Genomic DNA, 20,356 nt, shown 5'->3' with positions numbered 1-20,356 from the left:
CCCCGTGCCCGGTCAGCCGGACGTGACGAACGCGCCCAGGATCGCCGCCAGGTGCCCCGGGTCGTCTGCCCCGCACAGCTCGCGCGCCGAGTGCATCGACAGCCCCGGTACTCCCACGTCCACGGTCGGGACACCCAGCCGGGCCGCGGTGAGCGGGCCGATCGAGGTACCGCACGGCATCGCGTTGTTGGAGACGAACGGCTGCCACGGGGCGCCCGCGCGCTCGCAGGCCGACGCGAACACCGCGATGCCGGTCGAGTCGGTGGCGTAGCGCTGATTGACGTTGACCTTGACCGTGGGGCCGCTGTTGGGCAGCGGGCGGTGGTCCGGGTCGTGCCGCTCCGCGTAGTTGGGGTGCACCGCGTGCGCCATGTCGGCCGACACGCAGAAGGCGCCGGCCAGCGCCCGCGACCAGTCCTCCGGGCTGCCGCCCCGCGCCGTGACCGAACGGCTCAGGACGCGCTCCAGCAGCGGGCTCTGCGCACCCGTGTCGGAGCCGCTGCCGACCTCCTCGTGGTCGAAGGCGGCCAGGACCGGGATGTACCCGGGCTCCTCGGCCGCCGCCGCACCGGCCAGCGCCGTGACGCCGGCGTGCACCGACACCAGGTTGTCCAGCCGGGAGGAGACCACGAACTCCCGTTCCGCGCCCAGGTATCCGGGCGGCTGGATGTCGTGGAGCATCAGGTCCCAGCCCAGCACCTCGTCCGGTTCGGCCTCCGCGGCCGCCGCGACCCGGCGCAGCAGCGCCCCCTCCTCGGCTGCGCCGAGTGACCAGACCGGGGCGATGTGGCGCTGCCGGTCCAGGGCCAGGCCGTCGTTGACGGACCGGTCCAGGTGGATGGCCAGCTGGGGCACCCGCAGCAGCGGTTCGTCGATCTGGACGAGCCGGGAGTCGGTCGTGCCGCCGGGTCCCCGGAGGGCGAGGCGGCCGGAGATGCCCAGATCGCGGTCGAGCCAGGTGTTGAGCGGGACCCCGCCGTAGATCTCCACCGCGATCTGCCGCCAGCCCGCGGAGCCGGTGTCGGGGGTGGGCTTGACCCGCAGGTTCGGCGAGTCGGTGTGGGTGCCGATGATCCGGAAGGGCCGGTGGGCGGGCGTGCCCTCGGGGGCGTACCAGGCGATCAGCGCGCCGCCGCGGACGACGAAGCTGCCGCCCGTGGTGCCCGTCCAGTCGTCCGTGCCCCGCAGTTCACGGAAGCCGGCCTTCTCCAGCCGCTGGGCGGCGCTCGCGACGGCGTGGTACGGGGAGGGGCTGGCCCTGATGAAGGAGAGCAGATCGTCGACGTGGCTGCGGTGGTGGACCGGCGTCATGCGGTCTCCGCCTTTCCGGTGTGGGACGGTGAAGGTGTTCGGCCGTGCGGGTTCGGATGCTGCGGACTGCCGGGTGGGGCGGATGCGCGCAGGGCGCATCGCGGACGGGCGGGCGGAGACGGTGCGGCCGGGGTCGCGCGGCGGCATCCGTACCGGGCGGTCGGGCGGGGCGGGTTCTCCCTCGACGCGGACAACTCACCGCATCGGCCGGGCACCCCGCAAGCCCGGCCGGCGGCCCGCTGCGCGAATGCGGCGGTGCGACGCCGGTACCCGCGGCCGGTCCGGACCCTCCCGGGGCCGCGCCGTACGGCCCGGCCGGCACCGGAACGGCGACCGGCGTGCGGCTCGCCGCCCGTACCCGTGCCGGTACCCGCGCGCGCGGGAGCCGTCGCGGCGGCGCCGCACCGCCCTCCACAGGATTGGCTGGATTCAGTCGTACGCGGACCGTCCCGGTACCGGGTCCGGTCACGGGGACGACGGGCCCGGCGGAGCCTTGCGGAGGCCGGCCACCCGGATCAGGAACACCGCGGCGACCACGAGAGCGGCACCGTGGGACCAGCCGACGACCGTCAGCGGGGTGTAGTGGTCGAGCACGGCCGCGACCAGGATCATTCCGGCGCCGAACCCGAGATTCTCCACCGTGGCGGAGAGCCCGAAGGCGTGCGCGCGCAGCCCGGCCGGCAGGGTCTGCAGATGCGAGGTGTACGACACCTCCGTGAGCCCGTCGGCGGCCCCCGCGACCAGTGCGATCGCGGCCGTGGCCACCAGCGGGAACCCGGCGAAGGCCAGGATGAACGCCCCGGACATGAGACAGGTGCCCCAGCCGAAGCCCAGCGCCCCGACGGACCGGCCGGTGCGGCGCGCGTGCCGCTGGATCAGCTGCTGCACCACGATGTTGCCGAGCGCCCACAGGCACCAGAAGGCGCTGACGAACACGGCGGGGCGCGAGGCGTCGAGCTCGCTGGAGTACACCGGCAGCGCCGCGTTGTGCGAGGACGAGCCCAGCGCGTCCACGCCCCGCAGCGCCACCATCAGACCCAGACCGGGCGCGGCGGCCAGGGCGGCGAGAGCGGCGGACCTGCGCCGACGGGCCGGCGTGGCTTCCGCGGCCGCTTCCGCACCGGGCACCGCGGCCGGCTCCTCCTGGCTCCCGCCCTTGCCGCCGCCCGGGATGGGGAGCAGCGCCACCGTCACCGCGCAGAGGGCGAAGGTGGCCGTGTCCACCACGAAGGCGGCGGTGTACCCGACGAGCGAGACGACGACGCCCGCCGATGCGAAACCAGCCACCATGGCCAGCGAACGACCGGTGATGGAGAGAGAGTTGGCCCAGGAGCGCCGCTCCTCGCCGACCATCTCGGGAATGGAGCTGCGCAGGGACACCATGAACAGGGTCCCGCAGGAGCCGACCGCGACGGACACGGCGACCAGCGCGGCCGTCCGCAGCCCGTCCGGCGCGAGGACCAGCAGCAGCATCGCCGACGCCTGCGCGATATTCGTCCAGAGCATCACGCTCTTCGCCGTGAAACGGGTGAGCAGACCCCCCGCCGTCAGCCCGGCGACAAATCCGGACGCCAGCCGCACCGCCATGAACAACCCCATGGCGAGAGCCCGGCCCGTCGTCTCATAGACGAACAGATTGAGCGCCACCATATTCAGGAAGGTGCCGTACGAAGAGATGGCGTAGCCGGCCACGAGGAATCGATATCGCCGAACTCCGTACCGCGAGTCGGCCGATTCGGCGGTCGGCCGGCTGAGGGTGTCATCGGGGCCGGGCGTCACCCGTTCATCGTCGCCGAACCGCCGGAATCCCCGCCGTCATCCCGTATGTACAAAGGTAATCTGCATACTTGTGAAGGACGATCATTCCAGCCCACCGGCATGCGATTGCCGCGAATCGTCGGCAGACAGCTCCGCACGGGCCGACTCCGCCCCGGAACAGCCCTGCGAGAGCGCGCTCGCGGCCTATCGGCGCGCACTGGTGGCGGGATGCCTTCCGCGGCACGAGGTGGCCGGCTGCCTGCGGGAGCTGCATCTGATGGTGGCCGACCGCGGCTCACCGGGATTCATGATCCCCGTACCGCCGGAGACGGCGTCCCACGCCGCGCTCGCCCCGCTCCAGGAGGCCATCCTCGACCGGCGCCGCACGCTGCGCGCCACCCGCGCCGCACTCTCCGTCTTCGAGGCCCTGTACGCGGATGTGCACCGCACCGAACAGCCCGCGCTCACCCGGCTGTCCGGGGAGGCCGTCATCAGCAAGGCGCTGGACGCGGCGGTGGGCGGCTGCCGGGAGCAGGTCCGCACCGCGCACCCCGGGGGCGGCCGTCCGGCACATGTGCTCCAGGAGGCGCTGACCCGGGACCTGGGCAACCTGCGGCGGGGAATCCGACAGCGGACGATCTATCAGCACACCGTCCGCTCGGACCGTACGACCCTCGCGTACATCGAGCAGGTGACCGCCGCGGGAGCGGAGATCAGGACGCTCGCCGAGGTGGTCGACCGGGTGATCGTGTTCGACCGGGATCTGGCGTTCGTCCCGTTCTCCGACGAGCCGCACCACGCCCTGCGCGTCCAGCACCCGTCACTGGTGCGGTTCCTGGTCCGCGGCTTCGACGAGGCATGGGCCCGCTCGGTGCCGGTCCGCCCGGAGCGGGCGCCGCTGCGCACCCCCGTCATCACGTCCGATCTGCAGCGCGTCATCCTGCGGGCGGTGGTCAACGGCGAGACGGACGCCTCGATAGCCCGGCGGATCGGGATGAGCCGCCGCAGCGTCGCCGAGCACATGCGGAAGGTCTCCGAACAGCTCGGCAGCACCAGCCGGGCCCAACTCGGCTACCTGGTCGCGACGTCGGGCCTGCTCGACGGCTGAGGGGCCGCCCGGCCCGTGCCGGACGGCCCCTCGTGCGTACGTCCGTCCGTCAGCCGAGGCCGGGGCCGCGTACCGGAATGCTGGTGAACGTCGGCGCCGGGGCGGGCTCGGTGAAGAAGTCGTTGCCCTTGTCGTCGACGACGACGAACGCCGGGAAGTCCTCGACCTCGATCCTCCAGACCGCCTCCATGCCGAGCTCCTCGTACTCGACGACCTCGACCTTCTTGATGCAGTCCTGCGCCAGCCGCGCCGCCGGGCCGCCGATCGAACCGAGGTAGAAGCCGCCGTGCGCGTCGCACGCGTCGGTGACCTGCCTGGACCGGTTGCCCTTGGCGAGCATCACCTTGGAGCCGCCCGCCGCCTGGAACTGTGCGACGTAGCTGTCCATCCGGCCGGCGGTCGTCGGACCGAAGGAACCCGAGGCGTAGCCCTCGGGTGTCTTCGCCGGTCCCGCGTAGTAGACCGGGTGGTCCTTGAGGTACTGCGGCATCTCCTCGCCCGCGTCCAGCCGCTCCTTGATCTTGGCGTGCGCGATGTCGCGCGCCACGACCAGCGGGCCGGTCAGCGAGAGCCGGGTCTTGACCGGGTACTTGGTCAGCTCGGCGAGGATGTCGTCCATCGGGCGGTTGAGGTCGATCCGCACGACGTCCCCCGCCTCGTCGAGGTGCTCCTCGGTGGTGTCCGGGAGGAAGCGCGCCGGGTCCTTCTCCAACTGCTCCAGGAAGACGCCCTCGGCGGTGATCTTCGCGGTGGCCTGGCGGTCGGCCGAGCAGGACACGGCGATCGCGACGGGCAGCGAGGCGCCGTGGCGGGGCAGGCGGACCACACGCACGTCGTGGCAGAAGTACTTGCCGCCGAACTGCGCCCCGATGCCGATCTTCTGCGTCAGCTCGAAGACCTTCTCCTCCAGCTCCCGGTCACGGAAACCGTGACCGGTGGGGGAGCCCTCGGCGGGCAGCTCGTCCAGGTAGTGCGCGGAGGCGTACTTCGCGGTCTTCATCGCGAACTCGGCCGACGTGCCGCCGACGACGATCGCCAGGTGGTACGGCGGGCAGGCGGCCGTGCCCAGGGAGCGGATCTTCTCCTCCAGGAACTTCATCATGGAGGCCTCGTTGAGGACCGCCTTGGTCTCCTGGAAGAGGAACGACTTGTTGGCCGAGCCGCCGCCCTTCGCCATGAAGAGGAACTTGTACGCGCCGCCGTCGGTCGCGTACAGCTCGATCTGGGCCGGGAGGTTGGAGCCGGTGTTCTTCTCGTCCCACATGTTCAGCGGGGCCATCTGCGAGTAGCGCAGATTGAGCTTGGTGTACGCGTCGAAGACGCCGTGCGACAGCGCCTCCTCGTCACCGCCCTCGGTGAGCACGTTCTGCCCGCGCTTGCCCATGACGATCGCGGTACCGGTGTCCTGGCACATCGGCAGGACGCCCGCGGCGGCGATGTTCGCGTTCTTCAGCAGGTCGAGCGCGACGAACTTGTCGTTGGACGACGCCTCGGGGTCGTCCACGATCCGCCGCAGCTGCGCCAGGTGCGCGGGGCGCAGGTAGTGCGAGATGTCGTGCATGGCCTCGGCGGCCAGGGTGCGCAGAGCCGCCGGATCGACCTTGAGGAACGTACGGCCGTCGGCCTCGAAGGTGGAAACACCCTCGGAGGTGACCAGACGATACGGCGTGGTGTCCTCTCCCAGAGGGAGCAGATCGGAGTACGCAAACTCTGGCATTACGGCCATTCCTCACTCGGTGACGGCGGCTGACCTCCCTTGGGCAGCGCACCCACCAGGGTAGAACCCCGCCGGGGTGGCGAGCCTGTGAGGTAGGGCTCACTCGAACAGGGCCCCGGACACGGCTCCGCGCGCCGGTGCGAGGGCCTCGGGCCGCCCCGCTTCGCGCCCCGCCGTCAGGGCTCAGACCCTAGTCGCGATCTATCGCGTTTGGGTACGCTGGGCCGGTGGACCTCGAAAAGCACCCCCAGCAGCCCACCGCACGGGCGGAACCCGACGTCATCCGTGCCTCCGACGCCGACCGCGACCGGATCGCGGACATCCTGCGGGAAGCCATGGCCGAGGGCCGGCTGACCGCCGAGGAGCACGGCGAGCGGGTCGATGCGGTCTACCGCGCCAAGACCGTCGGTGAACTGGAGCCGCTGGTACGGGACCTGCCCGCGCCGGGCGGGGCCGCCAGGCCCTCCACCGCGCCGTACGCCTACGGCCCCGAGGCGTCGGCGGGCCCGGCCGAGAACCTGGTCGCGGTCTTCAGCAGTTCCACCCGCAGGGGGCGTTGGCGGGTCGGCGGCCGGACGAACGCGTTCTCGTTGTTCGGCAGTGTGGAGATCGATCTGACCGAGGCGCTTTTCGGACAGCGTCTCACCGTGATCAATGCGACCTCCATCTTCGGAAGTGTCGAGATCCGGGTTCCCGAGAACATCTCGCTGCGCGGCAGCGGAACGGGCATCTTCGGTAATTTCGAAGTCGTCACTCTGGAATCCGGGGATCCCGAGGCGCCAGTGGTGGTGGTCAACGGTTATTCGGTGTTCGGCAGCGTCGAGGCAAAGCCCAAGCGCGGCAAGTTCATTGCTGATCTCCAGGACCGGCTGCGCAAACATCTCGGTGGCTGACGGAGAGGCGGGCGCGCGAGGAACTGATTCAGGCCGAAATCGCGCTCGACCGTAATTTCGCGGACCGGACCTGAGTGCCACTCAGTGCATAGGCGCGCGTACAGCGGGTAGGGAGTGCTGCATCGTCTTCTCGCCCGCGAAGCCGTCGTCAGGAGTGGACCGTGCTGCAACTGCCGCATCAGCCCCTGCAGGTCGCCGCCGTGCCTTCCCAGCGGACCCCCGCTCGGGAGGACCAGGCCGGCCCCTGGCATTCGGAGGCGGTGTGCCGCCGGGACGAAGCCGGGCTGTTCTTCGCCCCGTCGAAGGAGCCGACCGCTGCCCGGCTCTCGCGCGAGGAGTCCGCGAAGCGGGTCTGCGCGCGCTGTCCGGTCATGGTCGAGTGCCGGGAACACGCCTTGCTGCAACCCGAGCCGTACGGGGTGTGGGGCGGCCTCACGGCTGCCGAACGCCGCGTGGCACTCGCCCGCCGCCGGCGGCGCGAGGCGGAGCTCAAGGCGTCCGGCGCGGCCGGCCACATCGCCGCGGCCGGCTGACAGGCACACCGCATCCGCCTGTGCGAAGGGGCGCCCCCACCGCACATGGGGGGCGCCCCTTCGCGTGAACGTACCTACGTCACTTCGCGCGGTCGAAGTCGATCGCACTGTAGGCACGCAGCTTCGACAGCCGGTGGGTCGAGTCGATCTTCCGGATGGTGCCCGACTTGGACCGCATCACGATGGACTCGGTGGTCGCCGTCTCCGCGCGGTAGCGCACACCGCGCATCAGCTCGCCGTCCGTGATGCCGGTCGCCACGAAGAACACGTTGTCGCCGCTGACCAGGTCGTCCGTGGACAGCACCCGGTCCAGGTCGTGCCCGGCGTCCAGCGCGCGCTGGCGCTCGGCCGCGTCCTTCGGCCAGAGCTTGCCCTGGATGACACCGCCGAGGCACTTTATGGCGCAGGCCGAGATGATGCCTTCCGGGGTGCCGCCGATCCCCATGAGCAGGTCGACGCCGGTGTCGTCGCGAGCGGCCATGATCGAGCCCGCGACGTCTCCGTCGGAGATGAACTTGATCCGCGCGCCGGTCTCCCGGATCTCCTTGACGATGCCCTCGTGGCGCGGGCGGTCCAGGATGACGACGGTGACGTCCTCGGGGGTGGAGTTCTTCGCCTTCGCGACCCGGCGGATGTTCACCGAGACGGGGGCGTTGATGTCGACGAAGTCGGCGGCCTCGGGGCCGGTGACCAGCTTGTCCATGTAGAAGACCGCGGACGGGTCGAACATCGCGCCCCGGTCGGCGGCGGCCAGCACGGCGATCGCGTTCGGCATGCCCTTGGCGTTCAGGGTCGTGCCATCGATCGGGTCGACGGCGATGTCGACCTCGGGGCCGGTGCCGTCACCGACCCGCTCGCCGTTGAACAGCATGGGGGCTTCGTCCTTCTCGCCCTCACCGATGACGACGATGCCGTTCATCGACACGGTGGAGACGAGGGTCCGCATGGCCTTCACAGCGGCGCCGTCGGCGCCGATCTTGTCCCCGCGGCCGACCCAGCGCCCGGCGGCCATGGCGGCCGCCTCGGTGACCCGGACGAGCTCCAGGGCGAGGTTGCGGTCGGGGGCCTCCGGGGAGACCTCCAGCTGAGACGGCAGATGATGCTCGGACATCGGAGCGCACCTTTCTGTACGACGACGACCGGATGAGGGTGATGTGACTCTATCGTCAGGTCGATAAAATGAGCAGACCGGGTCACGTATGAGCGGCCGCCCCCGGTTCGGTCCCGCCGGGGCTGATGCGACGATGGACCCGTGGCAAGCAAGCGAGGCAAGCAGACGGTGCGGGACATGTTCCTGTCGTTGGCGGTGATCGCCGCGGTGGCGGGCGTCGTCTACATCTTCATCCCGCACGACGACAAGGCCGATCCGGTCAAGGCGGTCGACTACCGGGTCGAGCTCCTGACCGCGCGGCGCGCGGCCCCGTACCCGGTGGCCGCACCCAGCGGTCTGGCGCAGAAGTGGAAGCCGACCTCGGTCAGCTACGAGCGTGAGGCCGGCAACAGCTGGCACCTGGGCTTCCTCGATCCGGACGGCGGGTACGTCGCGGTGGAGCAGTCCACGTCCCCGGCGGAGAAGTACGTCACCGAGGTCAGCCAGGACGCGAAGAAGACCGGGCGCACCCAGCAGGTCGCCGGTGAGACCTGGCAGCACTGGGAGGGCCCGAAGTACGACGCCCTCGTGCGCGAGGACAAGGGCGCGACCACGGTCGTCACCGGGTCCGCCGCGCCGGAGCGGCTGGCGGAGATGGCGGCGGCGCTCAAGACCTCCTGACGGGATCTTCCGGCGGGGGCGGGGTGCGCGGGTACGGGAAAGGCCCTGGAGCAGGTGCTCCAGGGCCTTTCCCGTGTGTCTCGGTGTGCGCAGCGGCCGGGCGGATCGCCGGACGGACCGTCGGGCGGACCTCCGGCCGGTGCGGCTCAGACGGTCTTGATGACCTCGTCGTAGGCCAGGCGCGGCAGACGCGGGAACCAGGCGTCCTCGCCCGGCTTGCCGATGTTGATGACCATGAGCAGGCTGTGGTCGCCGTCCAGGAACTCCTTCTCGATGCCCGCGGCGTCGAGGCCGGTCATCGGGCCCGCGGCCAGGCCGGCGGCGCGGACGCCGATGATGAAGTAGGCGGCCTGCAGCGCGGCGTTCAGCGCGGCGGCCGACTCGCGGACCGGGCGCTCGGAGAAGAACGCGTCCTTGGCCTGCGGGAAGTGCGGCAGCAGCGCCGGGAGCTCCTCGTGGAACTCGTTGTCGGCGGCCAGGATCGCGACCAGCGGGGCGGTGGAGGTCTTGGCCTGGTTGCCCTCGGCCATGTGCGCGACGAGGCGCGCGCGGGCGTCGTCCGAGCGGACCAGGATGACGCGCAGCGGCGACTGGTTGAACGCGGTCGGGCCGTACTTGACCAGGTCGTAGATCGCCTGGATCTGCTCCTCGGTCACCGGCTCGTCGGTGAAGGTGTTGGCGGTGCGGGCCTCACGGAAGAGGAGGTCCTGGGCGGCGGGGTCAAGAGCGAGGGACATCTTGCGTATTACCTTCCGGGCGTACACGGGGGGTCGGACAACGTCGATCACCGTACGACAGGGGTAGGTTAACTTTCAACTAAAACTGGAACGGAGTGATCCACTCCACAACGAACAGGGATTGCCCCGGGCGCCGCCACGTGCACGCCCACCAGCCCGCCCGCGGGCTCAGCCCGCGTCGGCCGCCGTGTCCTCGGTGCCGCCGTCCCCGGGGGCGGCCGGTCCCGCCAGCGCGGCGTCCAGCCGGGCGCGGGCGCCCTCCAGCCAGTGCCGGCACACCTTCGCCAGCTCCTCGCCCCGCTCCCACAGCGCGAGGGACTCCTCCAGGCTCGTCCCGCCGGCCTCCAGCCGGCGCACCACCTCGATCAACTCGTCGCGCGCCTGCTCGTATCCGAGCGTGCCCGTGGCCGCAGCCGTCGTCCCGTCGTCCGTCATGTGATCCACCTTATTGCGTGAGCATGTCCGTCAATATCGCGTGCGTGCATCCGCCGGTCCCGGTTCAGCCGCCCCCGGCCCGGCCGTCCCCGAGGCCCTGTCCGCCGCGACCGGCCGCCTTCACTCGGCGACCCGCACCACGAACTCGCCCCCCGAGACCCGGGCGCGGAGCGCATCCCCGGCCGCCCCCGCGTCGGCGGGATCGCGCACCACATGCCCGTCCGCCCGCTGGAGCACCGCATAGCCGCGCTCCAGCGTCGCCGCGGGCGACAGCGCGACCACCCGGGCCCGGGTGTGGGCCAGCTCCGAGTCCGCACGGTCCAGCAGGTGCCCCAGCACCCGCCGCCCGCGCCCGATCAGCGCGTCGACCTCCGCCTCGCGCTCGTCCACCATCCGCTGCGGATGCTCCATCGAGGGCCGCCCCAGTGCGTGCGCCAGGCCACGTTCCTCCCGGTCGAGCAGCCCCCGTACGGTCCGCAGCGCCCGGTCCCGCAGCTGCTGGACCCGGTCCAGCTCCTCGCCCACATCGGGCACGATCCGCTTCGCCGCGTCCGTCGGGGTGGAGGCCCGTACGTCCGCGACCAGGTCGAGCAGCGGGGAGTCCGGCTCGTGCCCGATCGCCGAGACCACCGGGGTGCGGCACGCCGCGACCGTACGGATCAGCTGCTCGTCCGAGAACGGCAGCAGGTCCTCCACACTGCCCCCGCCGCGCGCCACGACGATCACGTCGACCTCCGGGAGCTCGTCCAGCTCCCGCACGGCCCGGACCACCTGATTCACCGCGTGCACCCCCTGCACCGCGGTGTTGCGGACCTCGAAGCGGACGGCGGGCCACCGGCGCCGCGCGTTCTCCAGGACGTCGCGTTCGGCCGCGGACGCGCGGCCGCAGACGAGCCCGATCAGCTGCGGCAGGAAGGGCAGCGGCTTCTTGCGGTCGAGGGCGAAGAGGCCCTCCCCGGCCAGCGACTTCTTCAGCAGCTCCAGCCGGACCAGCAGCTCGCCGATGCCGACCGGCCGTATCTCCGTGGCGCGCAGCGAGAGCTGCCCGCGGGGTGCGTACCACTCGGGCTTGGCGAGGACGACGACCCGCGCCCCCTCCGTGACCACGTCCGCGATCCGGTCGAAGACCTGCCGGAAGCACGTCACGCTCACCGAGATGTCGTGAGAGGGGTCGCGCAGTGTCAGGAACACCACTCCGGCCCCCGGGCGCCGCGACAGCTGGGTGATCTGCCCCTCGACCCAGACGGCGCCGAGCCGGTCGATCCAGCCGCCGATGAGCCGTGACACGTCACCTACGGGCAGCGGAGCTTCCGCGGATGTTTGGAGAGCCATGCGAGCGAGCGTATCCGCCACGACCGACAACGAGGCGGCTCCGCGACGGGAGCGGCCCGCGGTCCTCCGCGGATCGACAGAGGGGCCCGCCCCTGCCCGCGTAACTTCGGCCCCGTAACCCTGCCCCCCCCCGTAACCTCACGCCCCCGTAACCTCACCCCGCCCGGCGCCTCTGCTGCACGGCCAGCACCACCAGCCCCACGACGAGCCAGCAGGCCCCCACCACCTGCGCGCTCGACGTCGCCTCCACGATCACAGCGATCAGCACGCCGGCACCCACCACCGGGATCAGGACGTGCCGCCACCAGCTCGGCGGCCCCTCCATCCGGCGCACCACGAACCAGCCGACCACCGACGCGTGCAGCAGGACGAACGCGGTCAGCGCGCCCACGTCCACCACCGACACCAGATGGTCCAGGCCGTCGTCGCGCCGGGCCGCCCAGACCGCAGCCACGAGCGTCACGACCGCCGCGATCAGGATCGCGATCCGCGGCACCCCCGAGCGCGGATCGACCTTGGACAGCAGCGCGGGCAGCCGTCGTTCCCGGGCCATCGCGAACAGCAGCCGGCCCGCGGCCGCCTGCCCGGCCAGCGCCGCGAACGCCGCCCCGATCGCCTTGCTGACCGCCACCAGATCGTGCAGCCAGGACCCGACCGCGGAGTCCACCGTGTCGTAGAAGGCCGAGCCCTGAGCGGCCGGATCGGCGGCCAGCTCCGCCGACGTCATCGGCTCCAGCAGGGCCGCCAGATACCCCTGCGCCACGAACAGGAACCCCGCCAGCACCAGGCAGAACAGCAGCGCCCGCGCCACCTTCGCCGAGCCGCCCGTCACCTCCTCCGCGAACGTGGCGATGGCGTCGAAGCCCAGGTACGACAGCACGGCCACCGACACCGCGCCCAGCACCGCCGTCGCGGAGAAGCCCGCATCGCCGTTGAGCGGTGTCAGCCAGCCCCGCTGCGCCCCGTCCTGCACGAGCACCACCACCGCGGACACCATGAACACCAGCAGCACCACGATCTCCATGGCGAGCACCGCGAAGCCGACCCGGGCCGCCGCCCGTACGCCCCAGAGGTTCAGCAGCGTCGTGAGGACCACCGCCAGCGCGGTCCACACCCACCGCGACACCTCCGGCACCAGCGAGTTCATCGCGATCCCCGAGAAGAGATAGGCGACCGCCGGGATCAGCAGGTAGTCCAGCATCGCCATCCAGCCGGCGATGAACCCCGGCCCCTCGCCGAGCGCTTTGCGCGCGTACGCGAAGACCGAACCCGCCAGGGGAGCGACCCGCACCATCTGGGCGTAACTGAAGGCGGTGAACGCCATCACCACGGTCGCCGCGACGTACACCAGCGCCACCGCGCCGTGCGATTTCGCGTCGAGCGTGCCGAAGACGCCGACCGGGGCCATCGGGGCGATGAACAACAGCCCGTAGACGACCAGATCCCGGAAGCCCAGCGTCCGCCGCAGTCCCGCCCGGCCGGTGGTGCTGCCGGACTCCGGGCCGCCGGCGGGAACGGTGCCGCTGCCGGAATCGCTGTCGCTGCCGGCCATGAGTCCTCCGTTGTTCGCGTGGTGATCAGTCTCCCGACCCCGTCGGCCCCGCGCCTGTTCGGTACGGCCTTACGATGGGACGCATGACTGCTACGACACCCCGACGCGTCCTGCTCGCCGCTCCCCGTGGCTACTGCGCGGGCGTGGACCGTGCCGTGATCGCCGTGGAGAAGGCCCTGGAGCAGTACGGCTCACCGGTTTACGTGCGCCACGAGATCGTCCACAACAAATACGTCGTACAGACGCTGGAGAAGAAGGGCGCGATCTTCGTCGAGGAGACCGCGGAGGTCCCCGAGGGCTCGATCGTCATGTTCTCCGCGCACGGCGTCGCGCCGACCGTGCACGACGAGGCGGCCAAGCGGAAGCTCGCCACGATCGATGCGACCTGCCCCCTGGTCACCAAGGTCCACAAGGAAGCCGTCCGCTTCGCGCAGGACGACTTCGACATCCTCCTGATCGGCCACGAGGGCCACGAGGAGGTCATCGGCACCTCCGGCGAGGCCCCCGAGCACATCACGCTGGTCGACGGCCCTGAGGACGTCGCGAACATCGAGGTGCGCGACCCGTCCCGGGTCGTCTGGCTCTCCCAGACCACGCTCTCGGTCGACGAGACGATGGAGACCGTCGGCGCGCTCAAGGAGAAGTTCCCGCTCCTGATCTCGCCGCCCAGCGACGACATCTGCTACGCCACGCAGAACCGTCAGATCGCGGTGAAGCAGATGGGCGCGGACGCCGACCTGGTGATCGTCGTCGGCTCCAAGAACTCCTCCAACTCGGTCCGCCTGGTCGAGGTCGCCCTCGGCGCGGGTGCGAACGACGCCCACCTGGTCGACTTCGCCGACGAGATCGAGGAGTCCTGGCTGGACGGCGTCTCCACGGTCGGTGTCACCTCCGGCGCGTCCGTTCCCGAGGTGCTGGTCGACGGTGTCCTGGCCTGGCTGTCCGAGCGGGGTTTCGAGGACGTGGAGATCGTGAAGGCGGCCGAGGAGTCCATCATCTTCTCGCTGCCCAAGGAGCTCCGCCGGGACCTGCGCGCGGAGGCGGCGGCACTGTCCGCCGAATGACGGCTCCCGGTTCCGGTATCCGATCGGGTTTCCGATCCGGCTCGGGTTCCGGGCCGGGCTCCGGCTCGGGCTCGGGTTCAGGCTCGGGCTCGGGTTTCCGCTCCGGGAAGTGAGCCGGGCCGCCTGCCCGTACCGTGGATCATATGGAGATCTTCGGCGTGGACATCGGCGGATCCGGGATCAAAGGTGCTCCCGTGGACCTGGACCGCGGAGACCTGGCGCAGGAGCGCCACAAAGTACTCACACCGCACCCGGCCACACCCGAGGACGTGGTCGGGTGCGTGGCCGAGGTGGTCGGTCATTTCGACTGGTCGGGCCCGGTGGGCATCACCTTCCCGGGCGTGGTCACCAGCGGCGTCACCCGCTCCGCGGCCAATGTCGACAAGGGCTGGATCGACCTGGACGCCCGCACCCTGCTCAGCGACAAGCTGGGCCTGCCGGTCACCGTGCTGAACGACGCGGACGCGGCCGGCATCGCGGAGATGACCTTCGGCGCGGGGCGCGGCCGCAAGGGCACGGTCATCGTGCTGACACTCGGTACGGGCATCGGCAGCGCGCTCTTCATCGACGGCAGGCTCGTGCCCAACACCGAGCTCGGCCATCTGGAGCTGAACGGCCACGACGCGGAGAAGCACGCCTCGACCAAGGCCAAGGAGGACGAGGACCTGAGCTGGCACCACTGGGCGCACCGGGTGCAGAAGTACCTGGCCCACGTGGAGATGCTGTTCTCGCCCGAACTGTTCATCATCGGCGGCGGTGTCAGCCGCAAGGCCGACAAGTTCCTGCCGCTGATCGAGCACGTACGGTCCGAGATGGTGCCCGCGGAGCTCCAGAACAACGCCGGCATCGTGGGCGCGGCCATGGCGGCAGGGGGCAGCTAGGGCCGGGTCCCTGCCGACCCCCGGCGCGGTCAGCGCTGCCGACGCCGGGGGGCTTGTCCCGCGGCCCGGGGCGCCGGTCCCGCAGGCCGGGGGCTCGGGGACTGCGGATGCCCGGCCGCCCGCGCGGTCTGTGCGGCCAGCAGCATCCGCCGCTGCCGGGCCCGCATCAGCCGGACCTTCCGTACGGTCGCGATGAGCCCGGCGACGAGCGTGCCGCCGTACAGCCAGCCGGCGTGGACGGCGAGCGCGGTGACGACGGCCATCGTCTGCCCGCCGAAGCCGCCCGTGCCGCCCGAGATCGGGATGATGCCGACGGCGAACGCGATCGGCACGCTGATCGGCGCGGTCACCAGGTCCGCGGGCCGCACCCAGAACGCGGTCAGCGCGCTGACCGGCAGGAACAGCACACCGAACACGACTGCTGAGCTGTCGAACAGCAGCCAGTCCGCACAGGCCAGCACGAACATGACGGCGGCGGCGAAGAGCCCGGCGCCGATACCGGTCAGCCGGGGATTCGGCAGTCGCCGCAGGGCGAGCACGGCAGGCGCCACCGGGCGGGCCCGGCCTGCGGGCGTGCTCATCACCCGATAGACGGCGGCGTCTTCGCCGACTGTTTCCTTGGCTCCCTCGGTCCCCAGCGGGGACAGCGGGGCCTGCTGGGTCTGGCTGCGCTGCGGGGGACGTGTCCTGTGCTGCTCCACCGGGACAACGTAGGTTGCCGAGCGGCAGGAATCACGTGCGGGACACGCGCTTTGGCCGACCTTGGCGATGAGTTCGATGCCACACGGCCCAATGGGAACCGGATCGGTACCCGGCGGGACCCGTGGTTACGCGCTCGCCCCCGCCCGTAAACTGGAGAATCGGCCCACCGGGGCCGGACCTCATTCGAGCCCGCCCACCCCTCAGGAAGTCGCCAACGTGTCGCTCACGATCGGAATCGTCGGCCTGCCGAATGTCGGCAAGTCGACCCTGTTCAACGCCCTGACCAAGAACGACGTGCTGGCGGCCAACTACCCGTTCGCCACGATCGAGCCGAACGTCGGCGTCGTCGGCGTCCCCGACGCCCGTCTGAACACGCTCGCGGAGATCTTCAGCTCCCAGAAGCTGCTCCCGGCGACGGTCGACTTCGTCGACATCGCGGGCATCGTGCGCGGCGCGAGCGAGGGTGAGGGGCTCGGCAACAAGTTCCTCGCGAACATCCGTGAGTCGGACGCGATCTGCCAGGTCATCCGCGCCTTCAAGGACGAGAACGTCGTCCACGTCGACGGCAAGGTCTCGCCCAAGGACGACATCGAGACGATCAACACCGAGCTGATCCTCGCCGACCTCCAGTCCGTCGAGAAGGCCGTCCCGCGCCTCACGAAGGAGGCCCGTCTCCAGAAGGAGAAGGTCGCGGTCCTGGCCGCCGTCGAGGAGGCCCAGAAGATCCTCGAAGCGGGCGACACCCTCTTCCACGCGGGCATCACGGCCGGCACCGAGAAGGGCCGCCTCCTCCACGAGCTGCACCTGCTCACCACCAAGCCCTTCCTGTACGTCTTCAACGTCGACGAGGACGAGCTGGTCGACGAGGACTTCAAGAACGAGCAGCGCGCCCTGGTGGCCCCCGCCGAGGCGATCTTCCTCAACGCCAAGATCGAGTCCGAGCTGATCGAACTCGACGACGACGAGGCCCTGGAGCTCCTCCAGTCCATGGGCCAGGAAGAGCCCGGCCTCGCCACCCTCGGCCGCGTCGGCTTCGACATCCTGGGCCTGCAGACCTACCTCACGGCAGGCCCGAAGGAAGCCCGCGCCTGGACGATCAAGAAGGGCGCCACGGCCCCCGAGGCGGCCGGTGTGATTCACACCGACTTCCAGAAGGGCTTCATCAAGGCGGAGATCATCTCCTTCGACGACCTGGTCGAAACGGGCTCGGTCGCGGAGGCCCGTGCCAAGGGCAAGGCCCGCATGGAGGGCAAGGACTACGTCATGCAGGACGGGGACGTGGTGGAGTTCCGGTTCAACGTGTGATTGGACGTGAATAACGGCCTGACCTGCGAGAAGGCAGGTCAGGCCGTTGTGCTGTCCGCAGTGGTCCGCAGAACCTGAAGCGGCTACGTGTCGTAGACCGTGGAGCGGTGTCCGACGTGTACGACCCACACCACTAGTTCCCCGTTGTCGATGGTGCAGAAGACGCGATAGTCGCCGACTCGTAGGCGGCGGCGCTCAGGCTGGGATACAAGTGCCGTGGTGTTGAAGCCGAAAGGGTCGCTCTCCAGCTCTGTCAGTTTGGTCAGGATACGAAGCGCCATGTCGCGAGGGATCTTGCGAAGCTCGGCCTGGGCCTCGGGTCGGAACACCGTGCGGTAGTCACTCACTGCGTGCCAGCGTCTCCCTCATCACGTCCTCGATCGGGACGCCGGCGGCCGGGCTCGCCATGCGTTCGTCGATGATGCGGTTGATCTCGCGCTCTTCCCACTCCTGGTACTTGCGCAGCACCTCGATCGAGACCACGGCGGCGACCTGCTTGCCGCGGCGGGTGATGACAGTGGGCATGTCGTCGCGGTCGGCCCGTTCGACGACTTCGGCCAAGTGAGCGCGTACGTCGCGGATGGACTCTATGGGCAGCGGCTGAGTCATGCCCCAAAGGTACCGAGTGTGCCATGTGTACACAATCTGGGTTGCATGCACTCGTTGGGATGAGCTGCCGATTGGGTGGCTGATTCCGGGACAGAGATCCGGGAGCAGTTCTTTCTGTTACCCACGCCGACACGGTCCGGGGCTTCAGCGCCCAGGATCGATGCGCCGTGCCCCGTTCGGTGCTGCCGGGTTGCCACCACCGAGGCGGGGCTGACGCCGTCAGCTTTCCCGGTCGACGGAAACCATGGACCCGTTGCGGGCCGCCTTGACAGCGAGGAGTTCGTCGATCGTGTGGTCCATGACGATCCGGGCCTTGGCCTCGCCGATCAGGTGTCACAGCCCGATCCGAACGGGGTGCATGGCTGCAGTGAACGCGTCGGCGCTGATCGCTTCGCCGTTCGCTTCCCGGGTGAGGCGTTTGATCACCTCGACGTCGTCGAATTCGGCGGCGTGGTGGTCGATGAAATAGCGATCCTGCTGCAGGTCCTCACGGATTGCCGCGCGAGTCGCGGTGTCCAGAGCCGGCAGGTGGGCCAGGTGCGTCGCGAACGCATCCAGTTCTCCCGCATCCAGCCTGGAGCTGGTTTCGGCCCGCCGGACTTCGACCTCACTGCTTCCCAGCGCGGCTGCGCCTTCCCGGATGACTTCCGTCTCGTCCATCGGCGGAACCTCAAGGTGCCCGAAGCAAGGGTGATCGATACTCTTCATGGGTCCTGTCATTTCGATAGGCGGGGACGGCTTGGGAAGCAGTGAACGTTCCTGGTCCAGGTTGCGACCTCGATCATTCCGTGCGCGGGTACCGGTTCTGTCGGTACAGCGCCTCCGGTGTCACCTGCCCGTACACGATGCGCACGCGCGCGGTCTGCTCGAAACGACAACCCTGAGTGCACACCTGTGCGCAGAATGCCACCACGCCTCAAGGCTCAGTCGACACGTCTGTCGAGGGTCACGAAGGCAATCGCTAACCTCTATGTTGCTAACATTGTTGTTAGTTTCATGGGTGGAGGTCGACCAGACGTGGTGGATTTTGTAGGACGTCGCCAGGAGCTGGCGACGTTGGAGCGAGAGCTGCAGAAGGTGGCGGCAGGGATCGGCGGGGAGCGGCCCGGTCGGTGCGTGATGTTGCGTGGGCGGCGCCGGGTGGGCAAGTCGCGGCTGGTCGAGCGGTTTGCGGAGCGCTCCGGAGCCCCTTTCTTGTTCTTCGCTGCGACTGGTGCATCCCCCAGGGATGATCTGGCACGGCTGGCCAGGGACGCCCAAGTGTCGACGCTGCCGTTGGCGGGGCTGGTGGCCGCCGCGCGGCCGGAGAACTGGGATGCCGCGTTCGATGTGCTGGCCGCGGCGCTGCCTGCCGACCGGGCGAGCGTTCTGATCATCGACGAAGTGCCGTACCTGATGGATACCGACGGCGCCTTTGAAGGGATGCTGCAACGGGCCTGGGACCGGGTGCTGGAGACCAAGCCGGTGCTGCTGGTCCTCATCGGCTCCGATCTGTCGATGATGGAGGCACTGAACAGCTACGGACGCCCCTTCCATCAGCGCGGCCGGGAGATGGTGCTGGGACCGCTCAACCCCGCCGAGGTGGGGCAGATGCTTGGGCTGGATCCGGCGGAAGCCTTCGATGCCGCACTGGTCACCGGCGGGCTGCCGCTGATCTGCGCAGAGTGGCCGCGCGGCGCAGGGCTGTGGGACTTCCTCGGCGAGGCGCTGAGCGATCCGGTCTCGGCCCTGCTGGTGTCGGCCGAGCGTTCGCTGGCCGCCGAATTCCCCCCGCAGGTACAGGCGCGCAAGGTGCTGACGGCCATCGGGAGTGGCGAGCGGACCTTCACCAATATCGCCCGTGCAGCCGGCGGGATCGGGGCCACACCGCTGCAGCGAGCTCTGGAGCTGCTTACGGACAAACGGATCGTCGCCGGCGAGCTGCCTGTATCGCTGCGCCCGTCGAAGGACCGCCGCTACCGGGTGACAGATCCGTACCTGCGGTTCTGGCTGCACCTGCTCGGCCCGTCGATGGAGGAGATCGAGCGGGGGCGGGGCGATCTGACCTTGGCGCGCATCCGGGAGAACTGGACCAGCTGGCGTGGTCGGGCCGTCGAGCCTCTTGTCCGTGAGGCCCTGGCGCGGATACTGCCCGACGACCGGCTGCCCGCGGCCCCCGCAGTGGGCGGCTACTGGACCCGCACCAACGACATCGAGATCGATATCGTCGGGGCCGACCGCGCCCCCATCGCCAAGGAGCTGTTCTTCGTCGGCTCCATCAAGTGGCTGGAGCAGTCGATCTTCGACCGGCATGACTTGGCCGCTCTGCATCGGCACCGGGCTGCCCTCACCGACGAACCTGTTCCAGTCGTGGCGGTTTCGCGTAGTGGAGTCGACTGTCCGGGGCTCGACGCCACCTACGGCCCCGGCGATTTGCTGACCGCCTGGCCGCTGTGAGTGGCGGATGTCAGGTGAGGTACGGGAGTCGGTGAGGCCTCGGTCGCTTACCGGCGCTGTTGTGCAGCGTTGGCGGTCCTGAGCCTCCTCGTGCCCAGGTCCCGGGACAGGAAAGGCTCCCCCGCCGCGGTGTGCGGTGAAGGGGGAGCCTCGCAGGACCGACCGTCTACCGGATCAGCTCCTGTCCTCGTCGTCCTCGTCCTGTGCGCGAG

The 20,356-nt window shown here is 70.2% G+C and carries 20 protein-coding genes; 8 read left to right on the top strand and 12 right to left on the bottom strand.

The window, feature by feature from the left end:
* Positions 1 to 12 precede the first annotated feature (12 nt).
* Together OG322_RS12065 and OG322_RS12060 are read right to left on the bottom strand one after the other, a co-directional pair.
* Positions 13 to 1,311, bottom strand: coding sequence for a M18 family aminopeptidase (locus OG322_RS12065; RefSeq protein WP_123462426.1), 1,299 nt, complete (start codon positions 1,309 to 1,311; stop codon positions 13 to 15).
* 465 nt (positions 1,312 to 1,776) lie between these two features.
* On the bottom strand, positions 1,777 to 3,003 hold the full coding sequence (locus OG322_RS12060) for an MFS transporter (protein WP_124284933.1): 1,227 nt from the start codon (positions 3,001 to 3,003) through the stop codon (positions 1,777 to 1,779).
* Positions 3,004 to 3,160: 157 nt separating this feature from the next.
* Here OG322_RS12060 and OG322_RS12055 point away from each other — a divergent pair, with 157 nt between their 5' ends.
* Positions 3,161 to 4,177 carry a LuxR C-terminal-related transcriptional regulator gene (locus tag OG322_RS12055; protein ID WP_123461356.1) on the top strand — a complete coding sequence of 339 codons (1,017 nt, stop codon included), beginning with the start codon at positions 3,161 to 3,163 and terminating at the stop codon, positions 4,175 to 4,177.
* Positions 4,178 to 4,226: 49 nt separating this feature from the next.
* On the opposite strand, the gene OG322_RS12050 is transcribed toward OG322_RS12055, so the two are convergent.
* A complete protein-coding gene (locus OG322_RS12050) occupies positions 4,227 to 5,894 on the bottom strand; it encodes a fumarate hydratase (RefSeq protein ID WP_124284935.1) in 1,668 nt (555 codons plus the stop codon).
* A gap of 227 nt (positions 5,895 to 6,121) precedes the next feature.
* Between OG322_RS12050 and OG322_RS12045 the strand changes: the two genes are divergently transcribed.
* Both OG322_RS12045 and OG322_RS12040 read left to right on the top strand, forming a co-directional pair.
* Positions 6,122 to 6,787: a DUF1707 SHOCT-like domain-containing protein gene (locus tag OG322_RS12045; RefSeq protein WP_123461358.1), complete on the top strand. Its 666-nt coding sequence runs from the start codon at positions 6,122 to 6,124 to the stop codon at positions 6,785 to 6,787.
* 161 nt (positions 6,788 to 6,948) lie between these two features.
* Entirely contained in the window at positions 6,949 to 7,320 is a 372-nt protein-coding gene (locus tag OG322_RS12040) for a WhiB family transcriptional regulator (protein WP_123461359.1), read from the top strand.
* A gap of 79 nt (positions 7,321 to 7,399) precedes the next feature.
* Here OG322_RS12040 and glpX read toward each other — a convergent pair whose 3' ends face one another.
* Complete coding sequence (glpX, locus tag OG322_RS12035) at positions 7,400 to 8,431, bottom strand: class II fructose-bisphosphatase (protein ID WP_123461360.1); 1,032 nt, start codon at positions 8,429 to 8,431, stop codon at positions 7,400 to 7,402.
* A 141-nt stretch (positions 8,432 to 8,572) separates the two neighbouring features.
* Here glpX and OG322_RS12030 point away from each other — a divergent pair, with 141 nt between their 5' ends.
* Positions 8,573 to 9,091, top strand: coding sequence for a DUF4245 domain-containing protein (locus tag OG322_RS12030; protein ID WP_123461361.1), 519 nt, complete (start codon positions 8,573 to 8,575; stop codon positions 9,089 to 9,091).
* A gap of 146 nt (positions 9,092 to 9,237) precedes the next feature.
* Here the strand turns inward: OG322_RS12030 and OG322_RS12025 are convergent, their stop codons facing one another.
* From OG322_RS12025 to OG322_RS12010, 4 genes are all read right to left on the bottom strand, one after another.
* The gene (locus tag OG322_RS12025; protein WP_123461362.1) at positions 9,238 to 9,828 is read right to left on the bottom strand and encodes a malonic semialdehyde reductase; all 591 of its coding nucleotides are present in this window, start codon (positions 9,826 to 9,828) and stop codon (positions 9,238 to 9,240) included.
* A 168-nt stretch (positions 9,829 to 9,996) separates the two neighbouring features.
* The gene (locus tag OG322_RS12020) at positions 9,997 to 10,263 is read right to left on the bottom strand and encodes an exodeoxyribonuclease VII small subunit (RefSeq protein ID WP_123461363.1); all 267 of its coding nucleotides are present in this window, start codon (positions 10,261 to 10,263) and stop codon (positions 9,997 to 9,999) included.
* Between the two features lie 120 nt (positions 10,264 to 10,383).
* Positions 10,384 to 11,595 carry an exodeoxyribonuclease VII large subunit gene (gene xseA / locus OG322_RS12015; protein ID WP_123461364.1) on the bottom strand — a complete coding sequence of 404 codons (1,212 nt, stop codon included), beginning with the start codon at positions 11,593 to 11,595 and terminating at the stop codon, positions 10,384 to 10,386.
* A 154-nt stretch (positions 11,596 to 11,749) separates the two neighbouring features.
* Entirely contained in the window at positions 11,750 to 13,147 is a 1,398-nt protein-coding gene (locus OG322_RS12010) for an APC family permease (RefSeq protein ID WP_123461365.1), read from the bottom strand.
* 74 nt (positions 13,148 to 13,221) lie between these two features.
* Here OG322_RS12010 and OG322_RS12005 point away from each other — a divergent pair, with 74 nt between their 5' ends.
* Positions 13,222 to 14,211 (top strand): 4-hydroxy-3-methylbut-2-enyl diphosphate reductase, encoded by a 990-nt coding sequence (locus OG322_RS12005; RefSeq protein WP_185095383.1) that lies wholly within the window; start codon positions 13,222 to 13,224, stop codon positions 14,209 to 14,211.
* A gap of 143 nt (positions 14,212 to 14,354) precedes the next feature.
* Positions 14,355 to 15,092, top strand: a complete 738-nt coding sequence (gene ppgK / locus OG322_RS12000) for a polyphosphate--glucose phosphotransferase (protein WP_123461367.1) — start codon at positions 14,355 to 14,357, stop codon at positions 15,090 to 15,092.
* A 29-nt stretch (positions 15,093 to 15,121) separates the two neighbouring features.
* Here ppgK and OG322_RS11995 read toward each other — a convergent pair whose 3' ends face one another.
* Positions 15,122 to 15,673, bottom strand: coding sequence for a DUF6542 domain-containing protein (locus tag OG322_RS11995; protein WP_123461368.1), 552 nt, complete (start codon positions 15,671 to 15,673; stop codon positions 15,122 to 15,124).
* Positions 15,674 to 16,010: 337 nt separating this feature from the next.
* Between OG322_RS11995 and ychF the strand changes: the two genes are divergently transcribed.
* Positions 16,011 to 17,099 carry a redox-regulated ATPase YchF gene (gene ychF / locus OG322_RS11990; RefSeq protein WP_123461369.1) on the top strand — a complete coding sequence of 363 codons (1,089 nt, stop codon included), beginning with the start codon at positions 16,011 to 16,013 and terminating at the stop codon, positions 17,097 to 17,099.
* Positions 17,100 to 17,182: 83 nt separating this feature from the next.
* Here the strand turns inward: ychF and OG322_RS11985 are convergent, their stop codons facing one another.
* The 3 genes from OG322_RS11985 to OG322_RS11975 form a co-directional block, all read right to left on the bottom strand.
* Positions 17,183 to 17,446 carry a type II toxin-antitoxin system RelE family toxin gene (locus OG322_RS11985; RefSeq protein ID WP_266411062.1) on the bottom strand — a complete coding sequence of 88 codons (264 nt, stop codon included), beginning with the start codon at positions 17,444 to 17,446 and terminating at the stop codon, positions 17,183 to 17,185.
* The gene (locus tag OG322_RS11980) at positions 17,439 to 17,708 is read right to left on the bottom strand and encodes a type II toxin-antitoxin system Phd/YefM family antitoxin (protein ID WP_072483971.1); all 270 of its coding nucleotides are present in this window, start codon (positions 17,706 to 17,708) and stop codon (positions 17,439 to 17,441) included. Before OG322_RS11980 ends, OG322_RS11985 begins: the two co-directional genes overlap by 8 nt.
* A 333-nt stretch (positions 17,709 to 18,041) precedes the next feature.
* Positions 18,042 to 18,368, bottom strand: coding sequence for a hypothetical protein (locus tag OG322_RS11975; protein ID WP_329306394.1), 327 nt, complete (start codon positions 18,366 to 18,368; stop codon positions 18,042 to 18,044).
* 357 nt (positions 18,369 to 18,725) lie between these two features.
* Here OG322_RS11975 and OG322_RS11970 point away from each other — a divergent pair, with 357 nt between their 5' ends.
* Positions 18,726 to 20,144 (top strand): ATP-binding protein, encoded by a 1,419-nt coding sequence (locus OG322_RS11970; RefSeq protein ID WP_124284937.1) that lies wholly within the window; start codon positions 18,726 to 18,728, stop codon positions 20,142 to 20,144.
* The last annotated feature ends 212 nt before the right edge of the window (positions 20,145 to 20,356 follow it).

Source organism: Streptomyces sp. NBC_01260, from assembly GCF_036226405.1.
GTDB classification, from domain to species: Bacteria; Actinomycetota; Actinomycetes; order Streptomycetales; family Streptomycetaceae; genus Streptomyces; species Streptomyces laculatispora.
This window is presented reverse-complemented; position numbering and strand designations above follow the sequence as displayed.

Bases quoted from the DNA above. Each gene is read 5' to 3' on its own strand.
- OG322_RS12010 (WP_123461365.1), bottom strand. From the start codon at position 13,147: ATGGCCGGCAGCGACAGCGATTCCGGCAGCGGCACCGTTCCCGCCGGC.
- OG322_RS11980 (WP_072483971.1), bottom strand. From the start codon at position 17,708: ATGACTCAGCCGCTGCCCATAGAGTCCATCCGCGACGTACGCGCTCAC.
- OG322_RS12020 (WP_123461363.1), bottom strand. From the start codon at position 10,263: ATGACGGACGACGGGACGACGGCTGCGGCCACGGGCACGCTCGGATAC.
- glpX (WP_123461360.1), bottom strand. From the start codon at position 8,431: ATGTCCGAGCATCATCTGCCGTCTCAGCTGGAGGTCTCCCCGGAGGCC.
- OG322_RS12065 (WP_123462426.1), bottom strand. From the start codon at position 1,311: ATGACGCCGGTCCACCACCGCAGCCACGTCGACGATCTGCTCTCCTTC.
- OG322_RS12005 (WP_185095383.1), top strand. From the start codon at position 13,222: ATGGGACGCATGACTGCTACGACACCCCGACGCGTCCTGCTCGCCGCT.
- xseA (WP_123461364.1), bottom strand. From the start codon at position 11,595: ATGGCTCTCCAAACATCCGCGGAAGCTCCGCTGCCCGTAGGTGACGTG.
- ppgK (WP_123461367.1), top strand. From the start codon at position 14,355: ATGGAGATCTTCGGCGTGGACATCGGCGGATCCGGGATCAAAGGTGCT.
- OG322_RS12025 (WP_123461362.1), bottom strand. From the start codon at position 9,828: ATGTCCCTCGCTCTTGACCCCGCCGCCCAGGACCTCCTCTTCCGTGAG.
- OG322_RS11995 (WP_123461368.1), bottom strand. From the start codon at position 15,673: ATGAGCACGCCCGCAGGCCGGGCCCGCCCGGTGGCGCCTGCCGTGCTC.
- OG322_RS12050 (WP_124284935.1), bottom strand. From the start codon at position 5,894: ATGCCAGAGTTTGCGTACTCCGATCTGCTCCCTCTGGGAGAGGACACC.
- OG322_RS11975 (WP_329306394.1), bottom strand. From the start codon at position 18,368: ATGGACGAGACGGAAGTCATCCGGGAAGGCGCAGCCGCGCTGGGAAGC.